General features: G+C 67.6%; 14 protein-coding genes. 7 read left to right on the top strand and 7 right to left on the bottom strand.

All coding sequences use genetic code 11. The annotated features are described in order from the left end of the window. The first annotated feature begins 11 nt into the window (after positions 1-11). From ACN0RJ_RS07940 to ACN0RJ_RS07930, 3 genes are all read left to right on the top strand, one after another. Positions 12-830 (top strand): ferritin-like domain-containing protein, encoded by an 819-nt coding sequence (locus tag ACN0RJ_RS07940; RefSeq protein ID WP_417720034.1) that lies wholly within the window; start codon positions 12-14, stop codon positions 828-830. Between the two features lie 188 nt (positions 831-1,018). Then, on the top strand, positions 1,019-2,329 hold the full coding sequence (locus tag ACN0RJ_RS07935; RefSeq protein ID WP_417720033.1) for a DUF5930 domain-containing protein: 1,311 nt from the start codon (positions 1,019-1,021) through the stop codon (positions 2,327-2,329). After that, complete coding sequence (locus ACN0RJ_RS07930; protein WP_417720032.1) at positions 2,319-2,831, top strand: bactofilin family protein; 513 nt, start codon at positions 2,319-2,321, stop codon at positions 2,829-2,831. The genes ACN0RJ_RS07935 and ACN0RJ_RS07930 overlap by 11 nt, the downstream gene beginning before the upstream one ends. On the opposite strand, the gene ACN0RJ_RS07925 is transcribed toward ACN0RJ_RS07930, so the two are convergent. The 4 genes from ACN0RJ_RS07925 to ACN0RJ_RS07910 form a co-directional block, all read right to left on the bottom strand. Further along, positions 2,747-3,883, bottom strand: a complete 1,137-nt coding sequence (locus tag ACN0RJ_RS07925) for a Hint domain-containing protein (RefSeq protein ID WP_417723924.1) — start codon at positions 3,881-3,883, stop codon at positions 2,747-2,749. The genes ACN0RJ_RS07930 and ACN0RJ_RS07925 overlap by 85 nt on opposite strands. Before the next feature lie 146 nt (positions 3,884-4,029). After that, entirely contained in the window at positions 4,030-6,126 is a 2,097-nt protein-coding gene (locus ACN0RJ_RS07920; protein WP_417723923.1) for a calcium-binding protein, read from the bottom strand. 166 nt (positions 6,127-6,292) lie between these two features. Beyond that, positions 6,293-8,302, bottom strand: coding sequence for a M10 family metallopeptidase C-terminal domain-containing protein (locus ACN0RJ_RS07915; protein ID WP_417723922.1), 2,010 nt, complete (start codon positions 8,300-8,302; stop codon positions 6,293-6,295). A gap of 69 nt (positions 8,303-8,371) precedes the next feature. After that, positions 8,372-8,956, bottom strand: a complete 585-nt coding sequence (locus ACN0RJ_RS07910; RefSeq protein ID WP_417720028.1) for an HNH endonuclease — start codon at positions 8,954-8,956, stop codon at positions 8,372-8,374. Positions 8,957-9,201: 245 nt separating this feature from the next. Between ACN0RJ_RS07910 and ACN0RJ_RS07905 the strand changes: the two genes are divergently transcribed. From ACN0RJ_RS07905 to ACN0RJ_RS07895, 3 genes are all read left to right on the top strand, one after another. After that, a complete protein-coding gene (locus tag ACN0RJ_RS07905) occupies positions 9,202-10,167 on the top strand; it encodes a M10 family metallopeptidase C-terminal domain-containing protein (RefSeq protein WP_417723921.1) in 966 nt (321 codons plus the stop codon). A gap of 89 nt (positions 10,168-10,256) precedes the next feature. After that, entirely contained in the window at positions 10,257-10,976 is a 720-nt protein-coding gene (locus ACN0RJ_RS07900) for a hypothetical protein (RefSeq protein WP_417723920.1), read from the top strand. Next, on the top strand, positions 10,973-12,052 hold the full coding sequence (locus tag ACN0RJ_RS07895; protein WP_417723919.1) for a GSCFA domain-containing protein: 1,080 nt from the start codon (positions 10,973-10,975) through the stop codon (positions 12,050-12,052). The genes ACN0RJ_RS07900 and ACN0RJ_RS07895 overlap by 4 nt, the downstream gene beginning before the upstream one ends. Before the next feature lie 54 nt (positions 12,053-12,106). On the opposite strand, the gene ACN0RJ_RS07890 is transcribed toward ACN0RJ_RS07895, so the two are convergent. Then, positions 12,107-12,772, bottom strand: a complete 666-nt coding sequence (locus tag ACN0RJ_RS07890) for an alpha/beta hydrolase (protein WP_417720024.1) — start codon at positions 12,770-12,772, stop codon at positions 12,107-12,109. Next, positions 12,769-13,398, bottom strand: a complete 630-nt coding sequence (locus tag ACN0RJ_RS07885) for a DNA-3-methyladenine glycosylase family protein (RefSeq protein ID WP_417723918.1) — start codon at positions 13,396-13,398, stop codon at positions 12,769-12,771. The genes ACN0RJ_RS07890 and ACN0RJ_RS07885 overlap by 4 nt, the downstream gene beginning before the upstream one ends. A gap of 159 nt (positions 13,399-13,557) precedes the next feature. On the opposite strand from ACN0RJ_RS07885, the gene ACN0RJ_RS07880 reads away from it, so the two are divergent. Then, complete coding sequence (locus ACN0RJ_RS07880) at positions 13,558-14,772, top strand: MFS transporter (protein WP_417723917.1); 1,215 nt, start codon at positions 13,558-13,560, stop codon at positions 14,770-14,772. A gap of 55 nt (positions 14,773-14,827) precedes the next feature. Here ACN0RJ_RS07880 and ACN0RJ_RS07875 read toward each other — a convergent pair whose 3' ends face one another. Further along, a complete protein-coding gene (locus tag ACN0RJ_RS07875) occupies positions 14,828-15,604 on the bottom strand; it encodes a squalene/phytoene synthase family protein (RefSeq protein WP_417723916.1) in 777 nt (258 codons plus the stop codon). Positions 15,605-15,629 lie beyond the last annotated feature (25 nt).

The following is a 15,629-nucleotide window of genomic DNA, read 5'->3' as shown; positions in this document are numbered from 1 at the left end:
GGAATGCGCCCATGATGACGTTGGCGGAGATGGCCGTGGATGTGCTCACCACATCCGACGGTCGCGAGAAGACGGCCCGGAGCCGCGAGCATGCGAGGCGCTGGTTCGCCGCGCGCGAGGCCGGCACGCCCATTGCCATCGGCGAGGCTGCCCCGCCCCTGCGCCCGGCCCGTCCGCCCCGGCCCGAGCTGCTGGACCCGCGCGAGGTGCCCAAGCGCAAGCCGGGCTCGCCCGCCGGGCGGATCGCCCTGCTCCACGCGGTCGCGCACATCGAGCTGAATGCCGTCGACCTGCACTGGGACATCATCGCGCGGTTCTCCCACGTTCCCTTTCCGATCGGGTTTCACGACGACTGGGTCCGTGCCGCCGACGAGGAATCCAAGCATTTCAACCTGATGTGCGACTGTCTCGAGGAGCTGGATTCCCACTACGGCGCTCTGCCGGCCCATGCCGGCATGTGGCGCGCGGCCGAGGATACCGCCGAGGATCTGCTCGGGCGGCTCGCCGTGGTGCCGATGGTGCTGGAGGCGCGCGGCCTCGACGTCACGCCGGGCATGATCGCCATCTTCCGCAAGGCCGGTATGGAGAGCGCCGTCGCCGCGCTCGAGACCATCTACGCCGAGGAGGTGGGCCATGTCGCCTACGGCTCGAAATGGTTCAACTTTCTCTGCGGGCGCCGCGATCTCGACCCCAAGGAGGTCTTCCACGATCTCGTCCGCACCTATTTCCACGGCGCGCTGAAACCGCCGTTCAACGAGGAAAAACGCGCCGAAGCCGGGCTGCCGCCGGATTTCTACTGGCCCCTCACCGACGAAAAGTCTGCGAAATAATCACCCGAACGGGCGTGCGAACCCCTTGGCATCGGCGGTTTTTTGCCCGGAATCCCCTCGATTCCGGTGCTCCTTCGGGGCAGGCGCCCAAAATTGTTGCGATCCCGTGAATGTCTGTTTAAGGCCGTGTGGGGTGCCGCGTTGGGGAACGGTGCACCTCGAACTGGGACGGGACAGGGGACACACCGGTGAGAACGCGACTCGCGATAAAGACACATGCGCTCATGGAACGCTTCTTTCCTGAACGCCGACTCTTCCTCCGGTCCGACACCGACACCCGCTTCATCCGCCTGCGTCCAGAAACGCAGGCGATTGCCTATTTCGGGGGCGCCCTGCTCGTCGCCTGGACGATCATCGCCACCGCCATCCTGCTGATGGACAGCATCAGCGCCGGGAATTTCCGCGAACAGGCCCGCCGCGACCAGATCACCTACCAGCGCCGCCTGAACGAGATCTCGGCCGAGCGCGACGCCCGCGCCGCCGAGGCCCTCGCCGCGCAGAACCGCTTCAACACCGCGCTCACGCAGGTGTCCGAAATGCAGTCGCAGCTTCTGGACAGCGAAACCCGCCGCCGCGAACTGGAAACCGGCATCGACGTGATCCAGACCACCCTGCGCGACACCATGAAGGAGCGCGAGGACGTGAACCAGCGTCTCGCCTCGCTCGAGGACCGGATCGAGGGCGGTGAATCCGTGCTCGCCGGGGACGGCGCGTCGGACGGCACGATGGACCTGCTGGCGGATGCCCTGGCCCGCACCGCCGAGGAGCGCGACCAGGTGGTCGCCGATGCGCAGGACGCGCTCGTCCGCGCCGACGAGATGGCGACCGAACTGCGTCTGATGGAAGAAAAGAACGACATGATCTTCCGCCAGCTCGAAGAGGCGATGACCGTGTCGGTCAAGCCGCTCGACAAGATGTTCAAGGCGGCGGGCATGAATCCCGACAGCATCATCAGCCAGGTCCGCAAGGGCTATTCCGGCCAGGGCGGACCGCTGACGCCGCTCACCTTCTCGACCCGCGGCGCGCAGTCGAGCCCCGACATGGACCGCGCAAACCGCATCCTCGGGCAGATGGACAAGCTCAACCTCTACCGGATCGCCGCGCAGAAGGCGCCCTTCGCGGTGCCGCTCAAGGATCCGTTCCGCTTTACCTCCGGGTTCGGCTACCGCTGGGGCCGCCTGCACGCGGGCACCGATTTCGCCGCCCCGCACGGCACCGCGATCTATGCGACCGCCGATGGCGTGGTCACCCATGCCGACTGGCAGTCCGGCTACGGGCGGCTGGTCAAGATCCAGCACGAATTCGGCATCGAGACCCGCTATGCCCACATGTCGAAAATCCGCGTGAAGGCCGGCCAAAGGGTATCGCGCGGCCAGCGCATCGGTGATATGGGGAATACAGGACGGTCTACCGGCACCCATCTTCACTACGAAGTCCGCGTCGGGGGGGAACCTGTCAATCCAATGATCTACATCAAGGCTGCGAACGATGTTTTCTAAGAGCAAAATCAATGAGCCTGGCCCGAAGGCCGAGGATAACACGCCGAAACCGGCTGCCCCCGAGATGCCGCCTCGTCAGCCTGCCGGGGAATTCAAGCCCTCCGCGCCCAAGCCGAAGCCGCCCGCATCCGTGCTGTCGAGCGATCTGCACATCACCGGCAATCTCAAGACCACCGGCGATATCCAGGTCGAAGGTACGGTCGAGGGCGACATCCGCGCGCACCTGCTGACCGTCGGCGAGAGCGCCACCATCAAGGGTGAGGTCATTGCCGACGACGTCGTCGTGAACGGTCGCATCGTGGGCCGCGTGCGCGGTCTCAAGGTGCGCCTGACCGCCACCGCGCGGGTCGAGGGCGACATCATCCACAAGACCATCGCGATCGAGTCCGGGGCCCATTTCGAAGGCTCCGTGCAGCGTCAGGACGATCCTCTGTCGGCCAAGGGCAAGGCGCAGTCCGCCCCCATGGGCGCCCCCGCGCCGGTCGATTCCGCACAGGGCTGAGCCCGACCGACGGATCCGCTTTCGAAACGCCGGGCCCCGTGCCCGGCGTTTTCGTGTCCGCCGCCGCGCAACAGTTGCCGGGCCTCGCGCATGGACAGCAGGCGCCGCGCGGGCCGGGCATCCGGCCCCATGTAGCGCGCAAGGCGGCGCGTCATGCCGGGGGACAGCGTGCGCGCCATCCAGTCGCCGGGCCAGAAGCTTTCGCAGGGCACCGCCTCGGCCAGCAGGATGGAATGCCCCCGTGTCACGAGGTGGAAATACTCCACCCGGGCACGCCCCGGAACGAGGCCGACCCGGCGCAGCTCCGTCAGCGCACGGGCGGGCAGCAGCACCTCCTCGCCCCCGTTGCGCCAGAGCACCCGGTGATGCGGCGACAGGATCAGGTCGTCGCGGGGCAGACCGGGCCCCAGCGCATGCGCCCGCAGCCTGACCGGCGCGTGGTTGCGGTGCCCCGTCGGTCGGACGGCCCTGCGCATGACGAAGGCCAGCGCCACGGTGCCGCCGCCGTGGCAGCGCAGCAGGTCGCCGCGGCGCAGATCCTCGACCCGGCGCCAACCGGAGGGCGTGGCGATCCGGGTGCCACCGGCAAAGCAGGCCGGCGCGGTCGAGGTCGAATACTGGTGCACGCCCTGCGTGGCGTCGTGCCGCCCGACCACGGTGAGCGGCTCCCCGAAGGGGGGGGCATCGCCCTGGATCACGAAGCCGTTGACGTTCCAGGCGTCGTTCCCGAGAGAGACGAATTGCAGCGTGTAGATCGTGCCCTGCGAATCCTGCACGTCGATCTCGTACTCGGACTCGATGATGGTGCGGTCGCCGTAGGCGATCCCGTTCAGCACATGCGCGCCGTTCAGCACCTGCCCGGTCCCCGCGTCGTCATCGAAGGTGGTGTCGCCGGCATCGAGGATCGACACGGGGTGCGAAGTCGCCCCCTCCCGGATCGTCACCGTGCTGACGCCGAGGTCGAACTGGTAACCGCCATTGTCCGAGAACCCCTGCGGATCGTCGGTCGAGATCAGGGCAAGGTCGAAGAAATTCAGCGCGTAGGTCGGCATCGGTCCCGGTTCGTTCCACGGGCGTCTCGGGCCCCCGTGGAACGGTACGGCTCCGGTATCAAGAACAGGTTAACCGTCCTCGCCGGCTCGGACCGCGATACCCTCCGCGCGCGACCGGGCCGCGCACGGAGAGGTCACGCGCGGAATCAGAGCAGGAAATCCCCCACCACGAGGTCGATCCTGCCGGTCAGCTCGATTTCGAAATCGGCGGCGCCGTCGCCGTTCACATCGGCCTCGACGATGGTGTTGCCCCCCTCGAACCGGTAGGCCAGTTCGCCCGCGGCACCGGACAGGCCCGCATCGCCCACGAAGGTGAAGGCCTGCTTGAAGCCCTGCGTGATGTCGGCATCGAAGCGCGAAATCTCGATCCGGTCCTCGCCGCTGACGAAATCGGTGATCACGTCGCGATTGCCCGCGCCGACCCCGGATTCCTGAAGCTGGAAGTAGATGTAGCGGTCGCGCCGCCCGGCATCGTCGCCGCCGGTCATGACGTCCGCGCCAAGGTTGCCGTAAAGCGCATCCGCCCCGCTGCCGCCGATCAGCGTGTCGTCCCCTGCCCGTCCGTAAAGACGATCCGAAACGCCGCCGCCTTCCAGGATGTTGTCGCCGCCATCGCCGCGCAGGTTGTCCGCCTGGTCGCTGCCGATGAGGTTCTCGACATTGGCATAGGTGTCGCCCTCGGGTGCGCCCGAGGTGAAGAACCGCGCGCTGGGAAGGCCGCTCGCATCCATGCCGAGGTCCGCAAGGACGCGCCCCGCGGCATCGGCATAGCTCACCGTGTCATTGCCTTCGAGCCCGTCGAAGGCCTGCGCCCCGGCGGTGTCGAGCAGCAGGTCGTCGCCGGTGGTGCCTGTGCCGTCCGGGCTGTCGATCAGGGCCAGCACCTCGGCCAGCGTGAGAACGCCGTCGCTGAAGGCAAAGCTCTCGATCCCGGCAAAGCTGTCGGTGCCCTGGGTCGAGACGATCTCGATCACGTCGCCGCCGGAACTGACGGTGATCGCGCCCGAGGCCACGGCGAGTTCCGCCCGGTCGGTGCCCGCGCCGCCGAGATACCAGTCGTCCCCGGCGCCGCCGGCCAGCGTGTCGTTGCCGTCGCCGCCGATCAGGGTCTGGTTGCCGGCCCCGGCGGTCAGCCTGTCGTTGCCGCCGAGCCCGAGCACCGTACCCGCGCTGCCAGCGCCGAGCACATCGCCCGCCGTCGCCGAGCCGACGATCACCCGGCTTCCGGCCAGCGCCTGAACGTCGCCCACGTCCGGCCGGTCGAACGCATAGGCCGCGAGGGTCGCGAGGTAGAGAGACCGGGAATGTTCGGCCCCGAACACGTCCGTCTGCAGATCCGCCACGGTGCCGTCGATCGTCACCTGGTCGAAATCCACCGCCCCCGCGATCGCGTGGTTGCCCATCAGCAGATCCGACACGAGGTAGCCGGGCAGCAGGTCGGGATGCGCGATGATGTCCTGCGTGTTTGCCGCGTTCATGTGATTGTCGGGCCGGGCGATGGTGCCGTCGCCCTGCACCACGGGCCAATCCGCCATCGGAATGCCCAGCGCCGTGCCGAGTTCGGCAATCACCCCGTCCGCCAGCCCCGCCGAGGCCGCCGAGACCGCCGAGACCGAGATCTGCGTTTCCCATGTCGGCATCAGGAACAGGCTGAACAGGTCGACCATCGACCCGCCGAGCGACCCCCCCGAGACCACGATCCGATCGAACCCCTGATCGAGCGCATAGGCCAGCGCCGCGTCGAAGAACGGCATCAGCATCATGAAATAGGCGGCCTGCCCGTCCGGCGAAAAGGTCTGCCCGCCCATGATCGCGTCGACCATGTTGTCGGTGCCGCGCAGCGCGAGGTAGAGCGTGTCCGCGTCTCCGTCTCCCGATCCGTCCGAGACGAAGGCCACCGCCTCGGCAGGCTTGGAATCGGCGAAGGGCAGAAAGGACGAAACCGGCGTCCCCGTGGCCGGAATGCCGAGAAACGCCGAGGCGAAGGCGTCGCGCAGCCCCTGGTCCGTGGCGAAACGGTCCGACACATGGACCGAGCCGCCCTGGAAAACGTTGCCCGCGTCGAAGCTGTCCGTGCTGCCCGCGGGCAGGAAATCGGTCAGGTCGACCGAAGAAAGGCCCTGCGCGGTCGCCTCGCTCCGGGTGGCGAGAAATCCCGCATCCGGGTTGCCGAAATAGGATGCCTCCGCCGCGAATGTCGCTACGGCGACATCTTCGAGCACCAGTCCTGATGGAAGTGCCATGATAAGTCTCCTCCCTTGAATGCCGTCCTTGGAAAAACGATCCGATAACGGAAGACAGTGAAGCGCGAATGCCGCGAGTCGGCAATATGCGACCCCGGTCAGGGGAGACGCGATACCTGAGGCGGAACGGGGGCGCGCCCGCCCCCGCGGGCCCGCCGACCGGGTGTCAGATCAGGAAATCGGACTCCGTCAGATCGACGAGGCCGGTCAGCTCGATCTCGAAATCGGCGACCCCGTCGCCGTCGCGGTCGGCCTGCACCAGCGTCACCCCGCCGCCCTGACCGAAGCGCAATTCCCCCGCCGTTCCGCTGAAGGCGGCATCACCGATGAAATCGAACGCCTGCTTGAAGCCCTGCGTCGTGTCCGCGTCGATCCGCGAGATCTCGATCCGGTCCTCGCCCGCGACGAAATCGGTGATGATGTCGCGATTGCCCGCGCCCACGCCCGATTCCTCGGCCTGGAAGTAGATGAAACGGTCGCGCCGCCCGGCATCTTCGCCACCGATCATCGTATCGGCGCCGAGGTTGCCGTAAAGCGCGTCCGCCCCGGCGCCCCCGATGAGCAGATCGTCCCCGCCCCGCCCGTAGAGACGGTCGGACCGGCCCCCGCCCTCCAGCACGTTGGCGCCCGCATCGCCGCGCAGGTTGTCGGCAAAGCCGCCGCCGACCAGGCTCTCGATAGAGGCGTAGGTGTCGCCTTCGGCGGCGCCGCGATCGAAGAAGCGGGCAAAGGGCTGATCCGAGATGTCCGAGCGCAGATCCGCCAGCACGCGACCGTCGGCAAACCGGTAGTCGACCGTGTCATCGCCGCCCAGACCGTCATAGGCCTGCGCGCCGGGGGCGTCGTAGTAAAGATCCCGGCCCTCGGTGCCGCCGGGACCGGCGCCGCCCCCCGGACCGTCGTCAAAGGCCTGCCGGTCGAGGTTCAGCGTGACGTGGTAATAACCGTCGACGCCCCGGCCGTTGTCCAGATCGTCGCCCTGAAAGGACAGACGCACCTCGCCGTCGGGCAGGCGATGCAGCGCGACCATCTGGTAGCGTTCGAGGCCCGCGATCTCGGTGTCGAGCGCCTCGGAATACCCCAGCGTTCCGTCGCCGTCCGCCATCAGGAACTCGATCCGCGTGTAGGGGTCGGAGTAGATCGCCGCCGCGTAATCCGGTGACTGATCGGCGAATTCCGCGGCCAGCACGGGCAACCCGTCCACCCCGGCAACGAGGTCGAGCCGCTGCAGGTCCCACAGCCACATCTCGCGGTAGGTCACCGCATCGGGCGCGCTGGTCGGCATCCCCGAGGCGGTGTAGCTCTGGATGAACAGACCTTCGACGAAATCGAAATCGGCGAAATACCGGCCCGCCACGGCAAATCCGCCATCGGGAAGCGCCGTGAGCTGGAGGTCGGAAAAGCTCAGAGCGTTGGGATCGTTCGGCGCCTGCGGAAGTTCCACGGCGATGGACTCGCCCTGCTTCACGCCGTTCGCGTCGAACAGGGTGATTTCCGCACCATGCAACGACCCGTCGACCATGGCTCCGCGCCAGACCATCGCAAAACCGCCGCCGTTCAGGGCCACCATCTCCGAGCCGAATTCGGCCCCGTCATTGACCGCCGCCGTGACCACGTCGCCGATGCGCTCCCCGTTCTCGGACAGGACCTGGTATCGGATGAGGAAGTTGCCGCTGATCCCGTCCAGTTCGGACCAGCTTGCGACGATGTTGCCATCCGAAAGTTCGGTGACATGCAGGGCGGTGTAGAGGTATCCGTCATATTCGAGCCGCACCGGAGCGCCGACCCTATTGCCGGAGGAATCGATCCGCAGCAAATGCACGCCCATGTAGGCATCGAGTTCGTCGGTGAATTCCGCTCGTTCCGTCACGACGAGCATGATGATCGCACCACCATCGGCAAGCGGCGAGATCACCCCTTCCCGGAAGTCGACGAACCGGTTGTCGTCGGCCCGGACCGACTGGCCGAGCGGTCGACCGCTTTCCGAGAAACGCCATGTCCGGATGACGGCCAGGTTCGCGTAGTCACCGACCTGTGCGTCTAGGCTGTCGGGATCGAGAAAGGCGATGATGGCGCCATCGCCGCGCAGCGCGACGGGCGCCGTGATATCGTAGTTGAACTGCGGATTGACGGAAGGACCGGAGATCCGCGCCACGCCCGGCTGCAATGCACTCATATCGAAGTCACCCTGAGAACCTGTTTCGGAAGGCCAAATAACCAAACCCGAACGGAATGCTCAAGTGCTTCAGGCTTCGAGTTCCGCGTCCCAATACAGATAGTCGATCCAGCTGTCGTGCAGGTGGTTGGGCGGGAATTTCCGGCCGGTGTTCATCAGTTCCGAGGCCCCGGGCTGGCGGGGGGTCTTGCGCAGCGACATGCTCGCCTGGCGGAGCGATTTCGACCCCTTGCGCAGGTTGCACGGCGCGCAGGCGGCCACGACGTTTTCCCAGCTCGTGATGCCCCCCGAGGCGCGCGGCACGACGTGATCGAAGGTCAGGTCGCCCTTTGAGCCGCAATACTGGCAGCGGAATTCGTCCCTCAGAAAAAGATTGAAGCGCGTGAATGCCACGCGCTTCCTGGGTCTCACATAATCCTTCAGCACCACCACGCTGGGTATCTTCAGCGTCATCGAAGGGCTTCGGACCACCTCTTCGTATTCGGCGATGATGTCCACCCTGTCGAGGAAGGCCGCCTTGACCGCCTCCTGCCAGGGCCAGAGCGACAGCGGATAGTAGGAAAGCGGCCGGTAATCCGCGTTCAGCACGAGCGCCGGATGGCTCCGCAGCGCCGATGGTTCTCTTACGAAATGTGTCCTGAAATCGCCGTCCATGGAGTGACTCGTTCCCTGCCCTGTCTGCCCGCTGACCAAGCACCAGGGCGGGACACCCCGCCCCAGCCTTCAACCACTATATATCGCGGAAGGCTTCTGGCAAGCCTCGCTATATGCGGTGATCGGCCTGTGGATAGACCGTGCTCATGACATGGGCATGACAGATGTTCGGGGCCTTGTCATTCCCACTTACGCAGCGGAAATTCGGGCGTAATCTGGCCCCGGGGAGACTCGGAGGAGAAATCATGTCTGCCAGTTCGGAATTGCCCCGCGGGCTCGACGCCCTGCGGGGAGCGGGTATCGGGTTGCCGTCCGTCGCGGCCAAGCCGCCGGGCGACGGTCCGGCACCGTCCATCCTGCTCGTGCGCGACGGCGACGAGCGTCCCGACAGCCTGCTCGGCAGCGAGGATTCCGACACCCTGCGCGGTTTCGGCGGGCGCGACACGCTGATCGGTCTGGGCGGCGATGACGATCTTCAGGGTGGCGACGGGCCGGACTACCTCTACGGCCAGGAGGGCGACGACTCCCTCTCGGGCGGAGACGGCGACGACTACCTCTCCGGCGGCGACGGCGCGGATGCCTTCGACGGCGGCGCGGGCTTCGACATGGCGAGCTACGAGTTCGTCGCGCAGCGCATCTTTGCCGACCTGCAGGGCACGACCGACCGGGGCGGCCCGGCGGCGGGCGACACCTTCGTGTCGGTCGAGGGCATCTTCGGAGGCTTCGCCTCGGACGACCTGCGCGGCGACGGCGGCGGCAACGCGCTCGACGGCGGGCCGGGCTGGGACCGGCTCTATGGCCGCGCCGGGAACGACACGCTCGACGGCGGCGGCGGCGGAGACGCGCTCTACGGCAATCTCGGAGCGGACGTGATGTATGGCGGCGACGACCTGATGCGCGACCGCTTCATCTATTTCTCGGCGGCGGAATCCCCGGCCGGCGCGGGCAACCGCGACCGGATCGTCGATTTCCACCCGGGCGAGGACCGGATCGAGCTGTCGCGCATCGACGCCGACACCACGCAGGGCTTCAAGCAGGCCTTCACCTTCATCGGCAACGCGGGCTTTTCCGGCACGGCGGGCGAACTCGGCTACCGTCTCGAAGGCGGCAATACCGTGGTGATGGCCGACCGCGACGGCGACGGCACCGCCGATTTCGAGATCGAGCTGACCGGCGAACTGTCCCTTTCCGCCGGGGATTTCCTGATCTGACGGAGCGCGGGTGCCGCATTGCGGCATCCGCTTGCCCCTGCCTGCCGGCCCCGATACCATCGGAGCGACAGCTCCGGAACGGCAGACCCATGACATCCGACGTCCTTTTCATCGGCTACAGCCACATCGAATGCCTGCGCCGCGCCGCCCGCGAGACCCCCCGCGCCAAGGTCACGGTGGTCAACGCCAACACCGTCCGCAGCAAGGAAAAGGGCGAGACGCGGCCGCTCTACCAGCAGGTTCTCGACTCCCTCGAAAACCCGGCGCCGGATGTGCTGTGCCTCTGCCTCGGCGGCAACCAGCAGCATGCGGTCGGCATGGTCGAACATCCTCAGCCCTACTCGGTGGGCGATGCCGCGACCGGCGTCCTGCCCGAGGGAGACGAGGACCGCTGGTTCATCCCCCACGCGGTGATGCTGGACGAATTCCGCAACCGGCTGCATCCGCACACGCAGCTCTCGCGGCGCCTCTACAAGGACATTCCCGGAGCGCGGCACTTCTACCTGAACGCGCCGCCGCCGATGGTGAACTGGCCGCATATCCGGCAGCATCCGGGGATCTTCCGCTCCAAGCTGCACCTCGGCCCGCCGCCCGATGCGATCAAGACCAAGCTCTACGCCCTGCAAAGCCGCGTCTTCCGCGAACTGGCCGAGGAATTCCGCGCGCAGTTCGTCGACATCCCGGACGCGGTGAAGACTCCCGAAGGCTTTCTGGGCGACGACTATTACAATGACGACCCGACTCACGGCAACGATGCCTACGGCGCCATCGTGCTCGACCGGGTCCTGGACGAGGCCGGCATCGCATGAAACATCCCTATTCCGGATTGCCCGACTACCAGTTCTGGAACAAGGAGCCGGGGATCACCCATCCCGCCGCGCTCGACCCCGTCGTGCGCGCGCCGTTCCGGATCTCGCCCACCGACAAGATCGTGACGGCGGGCAGCTGCTTTGCCCAGCACGTCGCGCGCTACATGTCGCGGTCGGGCTACAACCACTACATCACCGAAAAATGCCACCCCATCGTCGGCCCCGAGGTGGCGGAGGCGCATCATTACGGGCTCTGGTCGGCGCGCTACGGCAATATCTACACCGCCCGCCAGCTCAAGCAGCTCCTGCTGCGCGCCTGGGGCATGTTCGAACCCGCCACCGTGTCGTGGCCAGCGCCCGCGGGCTGCGATGACGGGGCCGTGGTCGATCCCTTCCGCCCGCAGATCCAGCCCGGCGGCTTCGCCTCCGAGGCGGAGCTGCTGCGCGACAGGCGGCACCACTTCGCCTGCCTGCGCAAGGCGATCCTCGAGATGGACGTCTTCGTCTTCAACCTCGGGCTCACCGAAGGCTGGGAGGACCCGCGCGACGGCGCGGTCTTTCCGCTGGCACCGGGGGTCGCGGGGGGTGTCTACGATCCCGACACCGTCAACTTCGTCAATTTCGACGAGACGCAGACCTTTGCCGATCTGCACTTTGCGCTGAAGTTCATCCGCAACAAGAACCCCTCGGCGCGGTTCGTTCTGGCGATCTCGCCGGTGCCGCTGGCCGCAACCTACGAGGACCGGCACGCCCTTGTCTCGACCGGCTGGTCGAAGGCGGTGCTGAGGATCGCTGCGGAAAAGGCCGTGAAGGTCTTTGACGACTGCGCCTATTTCCCCTCCTACGAGCTGACCACCAGCCCGCATGTGCGCGGCGCCTATTACGACGCGGATTGCCGCGAGGTGCTGCAGCCGGGGGTGGACCACGTCATGCGCCTGTTCATGACCCATTACGGCGATCCCGAGACCGCGCCCAAGGTGCCCGAAGCGCCGCTCGCGACCGGCGACGCGCATACGCAGGAGATGGAAAAGGCCATGGCCGTTCTCTGCGACGTGGCCGCCATCGACAACAGCTGACCGGATCGGTGCGGGCGCGCGCCGATCAGGCGCGCGCAGCGACACCGCGCGGGGTCAGAACCCGCACTTGTCCCGGATGAAGGCCAGCGCGACGCCGAGCCCGTCGGGAGCGATGCCGTGCCCCGTCTCCTTCATGATGTGGGCATAGACCTCCTTCCATCCGGCGCTCTGCAGCGCATCGGCGGCGGCGGGCAGCGATTGCGGCGGCACCACCTCGTCCTGGTCGCCATGCACCAGAAGCACCGGCGGGCGGCTCACCACCTCGTCGGCAAGGATCTCGGGCTGCAGCAGCCGGCCGGAAAAGGCGACGATCCCGGCAATCTCGTCCTCGCGCCGGGGCACCACGTGCAGCGCCATCATCGAGCCCTGCGAAAAGCCCAGCACCGCGACCTGTTCGGGCAGCAGATCCTCGTCGACCATGAGCGCGTCGAGGAAGGCGTTCAGATCCTCCACCGCGCGCGCCATGCCGTCCATGCTTTCCTCTTCCGACGACCCGTCGATCCAGGGGATCGGAAACCACTGGAAGCCGAAGGGCGCACCGGCGCAGGCCTCGGGCGCGTCGGGCGCGACGAACAGCGTGTCCGGCAGGTGTTCGCCCAGCGGATCGGCCAGCCCCAGCAGGTCGGCGCCATTGGCCCCGTAGCCGTGCAGGAACACCACGCAGGAGCGGGTTTCCCCGGAAACGGCCTCCCGGCGGCCGGCTTTCAGAACGCGCGTCATGCGATGCCCTCTCGTTGTTTCGCAACGTGGTAGTAGGCCCAGAGCGCCCGCGCCGCAACCGATCTCCAGGGGCGCCAGGCCTCGGCCATGCCGCGCAGGGCGCGCTCCTTCGGGCGCTCGTCGAGGTCGAACAGCATCCGCGCGGCCTCCTGCAGCGCCAGGTCGCCCGGCGCAAAGACATCCGCCCGCCCGAGCGAGAACATCGCATAGATCTCGGCCGTCCAGATGCCGATGCCCTTGACCGCGGTCAGCGTGGCGACGACCTCATCGGTCGGCGCACGGCGCAGGGCGTCGAAGTCGATCGCGGCGCCGGCGAGCGCCCGTGCATAGGCCGCCTTCTGCCGCGACAGCCCCAGTGCGCGCAGATCCGCGTCGTCGGTGGACAGGATCGCGGCGGGCGTGATCATCTCCGCCGCCTCCAGCCGCGCCTGGATCGCGCGGGCCGAGGCGACACTGACCTGCTGGCTGACGATGGCCGACAGGAGCTGCGCGAAACCGTCGGCCCGCAGGCGCAGGGGCAACGGTCCGGTCAGTTCGAGCGCGCGGGCAAAGCGCGGCTCTGCGGTGCAGAGCCAGTCCGCGCCCTCGGCGACGCAGGCGTCGGTCCTGATGATCCTTCCGACCACGGGATGCCTCCTCGATCCTTCCTGTTCCGTCTTTTTCCGGTCCGTGCCTGTCCGGACCGGTCCCGGCGGGCGGAACCGCGCCGCGCGCGGGCGTCGGCGGCACCCTCGCATATCCGGTCCCCCTTGCTCCAGCCGCTTCTTGCGCCTAGGCATTTGCCCATGACGCACCCGAACGACCGCCTCGCGCGACGCAATGTAACGGTACTTGTCGCGGCCCAGGCCTTTCTCGGCGCGCAGATGCCCATGATCTTCACCATCGGCGGGCTCGCAGGCCAGTCGCTGGCGCCCAACGCCTGTTTCGCGACGCTGCCGATCTCGCTCATCGTGCTGGGCTCGATGCTGTCGGCGACGCCGGTCTCGGCGATCATGCAGCGCTACGGGCGCAGGGCGGGGTTCCTGCTGGGCACGGCGGGCGGCACGCTCGGCGGCGCGGTCGGCGCGCTCGGGCTCTACCTTTCCTCCTTCCCGGTCTTCCTGCTGGGAAGCCTGCTCACCGGGCTCTACATGTCCTCGCAGGGTTTCTTCCGCTTTGCCGCCGCCGACACCGCCTCCGAAGCGTTCCGCCCCAAGGCGATCTCCTATGTCCTCGCGGGCGGGCTGCTCTCGGCGGTGATCGGACCGCAGCTGGTGAAATGGACGGCGGACGCCTATGTCATCCCGTTCCTCGGCACCTACGCCGCGGTGATCGCGGTGAACCTGGTCGGCTCGCTGCTGTTTCTGTTCCTGCACATTCCCAAACCGCCCGCCCCCTCCGAGGATGCCCCGAAGGGCCGCAGCCGCCGCGAGCTTCTTGCCTCGCCCCGGATCGCCGTGGCGGTGATCTGCGCCACCGTCAGCTACGCGATGATGAACCTGGTGATGACCTCGACCCCGCTCGCGGTCGTCGGCTGCGGCTTCCGAACCGCGGATGCCGCCAACGTCGTCACCGCGCATGTGCTGGCGATGTACGTGCCCTCCTTCTTCACCGGCCACCTGATCGCCCGCTTCGGCGTGGAACGGATCATGGCCACCGGCCTCGCCATTCTCGCCTGCGCCGGCGGCGTGGCCTTGTCCGGGGTGGAGCTGGAACGCTTCTTCGTCGCGCTCGTCCTGCTGGGCATCGGCTGGAACTTCGGCTTCATCGGCGCGACGACAATGCTGGCCGGAGCCCATGCCCCGGAAGAACGCGGGCGGATGCAGGGGCTGAACGATCTCGTCGTCTTCGGCGGCGTGACGCTTGCCTCATTGTCCTCCGGCGGGCTGATGAACTGCTCCGGCGGGACGCCGCAGGACGGATGGACCTCGGTCAACATGGCAATGGCCCCGGCGCTGGTCCTTGCCGGCGGCGCGCTGATCTGGCTGCTGATGAATCCGAATCGACAGCCCGCGGAGTGAGGCGCCAAATTCCTTTCAAGGAATTTGCAAATCTTTTTCCAAAAGATTTGGGCGCTCAGACCCGGCCGGTGACCGCGGATTTCAGAAGCCGGGCGCGGCGGCCGAATTCCGACAGGCCGAGCGTCCCGGCCCCGACCCGCGCGGGATCCGAGGCGGCCTGCGCCAGCAACGCCCCCGCCTGCCAGCCCGGCAGCAGCGCGGCGCGGGCCGGTTTCGCGACCATGCCCATCGACCCGCGCGCCCGTTTCAGCCGGGCAAGCCCGCCGCGCGCCAGAGCCGCGACGGCCTCGGGCCGGCCGTCGATCAGCGGCAGCCGCCCCTGCGCCTCGAGCACGGGCACCGCGCGCAGGAAACCGGCCAGCCCGCTCGCGTAGCCGAGATCCGACGCCACCTGTTCCGGCATCCCGCCGAGCGCGCGTCCGGCGGCCAGGATCAGGTGGCCGGAGGTCTCTTCGAGGTAACGGGTGAAATGGGCCTCATCCTCGAACGGATCGCGGTAGATGTCCCATCTCCGCGCCGCGACCAGCCGGTCGAGCAGGCCCGCCCCCCCGGCATCCAGCACCAGCGCCAGCGGCGTCACCACCTCGTGCCGGCGCACCAGCCCGCCGGTCGCGATCTCGTCCAGGGCATCGCGCCACCACTGCAGGCGCATCTCGGCGATCATGCTTTCCTGCGTCAACCAGGGCGCCCGCGCAACCTCGAGGTTGAAGGCATAGAGCGGAAACAGCACCGCCCGCGCCTCGACAGGCGCGGCCATCGCCGCATCGAAGCGGTCGGGGTCGCCGCGTTCCACGAGTCGGGCGCAAGCGGTCAGATCGTCATCGAACTCCATGCTGCAGCCCCTAATGCGGTTCGCC

The sequence above is a fragment of the Salipiger sp. genome (assembly GCF_048261495.1).
Lineage (GTDB): Bacteria > Pseudomonadota > Alphaproteobacteria > Rhodobacterales > Rhodobacteraceae > Salipiger.
Note: the sequence above shows the minus strand (reverse complement) of the source record. Positions and strands in the feature narration are given on the sequence as shown.

Bases quoted from the DNA above. Each gene is read 5' to 3' on its own strand.
- ACN0RJ_RS07910 (WP_417720028.1), bottom strand. From the start codon at position 8,956: ATGGACGGCGATTTCAGGACACATTTCGTAAGAGAACCATCGGCGCTG.
- ACN0RJ_RS07920 (WP_417723923.1), bottom strand. From the start codon at position 6,126: ATGGCACTTCCATCAGGACTGGTGCTCGAAGATGTCGCCGTAGCGACA.
- ACN0RJ_RS07930 (WP_417720032.1), top strand. From the start codon at position 2,319: ATGTTTTCTAAGAGCAAAATCAATGAGCCTGGCCCGAAGGCCGAGGAT.
- ACN0RJ_RS07940 (WP_417720034.1), top strand. From the start codon at position 12: ATGATGACGTTGGCGGAGATGGCCGTGGATGTGCTCACCACATCCGAC.
- ACN0RJ_RS07905 (WP_417723921.1), top strand. From the start codon at position 9,202: ATGTCTGCCAGTTCGGAATTGCCCCGCGGGCTCGACGCCCTGCGGGGA.
- ACN0RJ_RS07890 (WP_417720024.1), bottom strand. From the start codon at position 12,772: ATGACGCGCGTTCTGAAAGCCGGCCGCCGGGAGGCCGTTTCCGGGGAA.
- ACN0RJ_RS07875 (WP_417723916.1), bottom strand. From the start codon at position 15,604: ATGGAGTTCGATGACGATCTGACCGCTTGCGCCCGACTCGTGGAACGC.
- ACN0RJ_RS07915 (WP_417723922.1), bottom strand. From the start codon at position 8,302: ATGAGTGCATTGCAGCCGGGCGTGGCGCGGATCTCCGGTCCTTCCGTC.
- ACN0RJ_RS07895 (WP_417723919.1), top strand. From the start codon at position 10,973: ATGAAACATCCCTATTCCGGATTGCCCGACTACCAGTTCTGGAACAAG.
- ACN0RJ_RS07880 (WP_417723917.1), top strand. From the start codon at position 13,558: ATGACGCACCCGAACGACCGCCTCGCGCGACGCAATGTAACGGTACTT.
- ACN0RJ_RS07925 (WP_417723924.1), bottom strand. From the start codon at position 3,883: ATGCCGACCTACGCGCTGAATTTCTTCGACCTTGCCCTGATCTCGACC.
- ACN0RJ_RS07900 (WP_417723920.1), top strand. From the start codon at position 10,257: ATGACATCCGACGTCCTTTTCATCGGCTACAGCCACATCGAATGCCTG.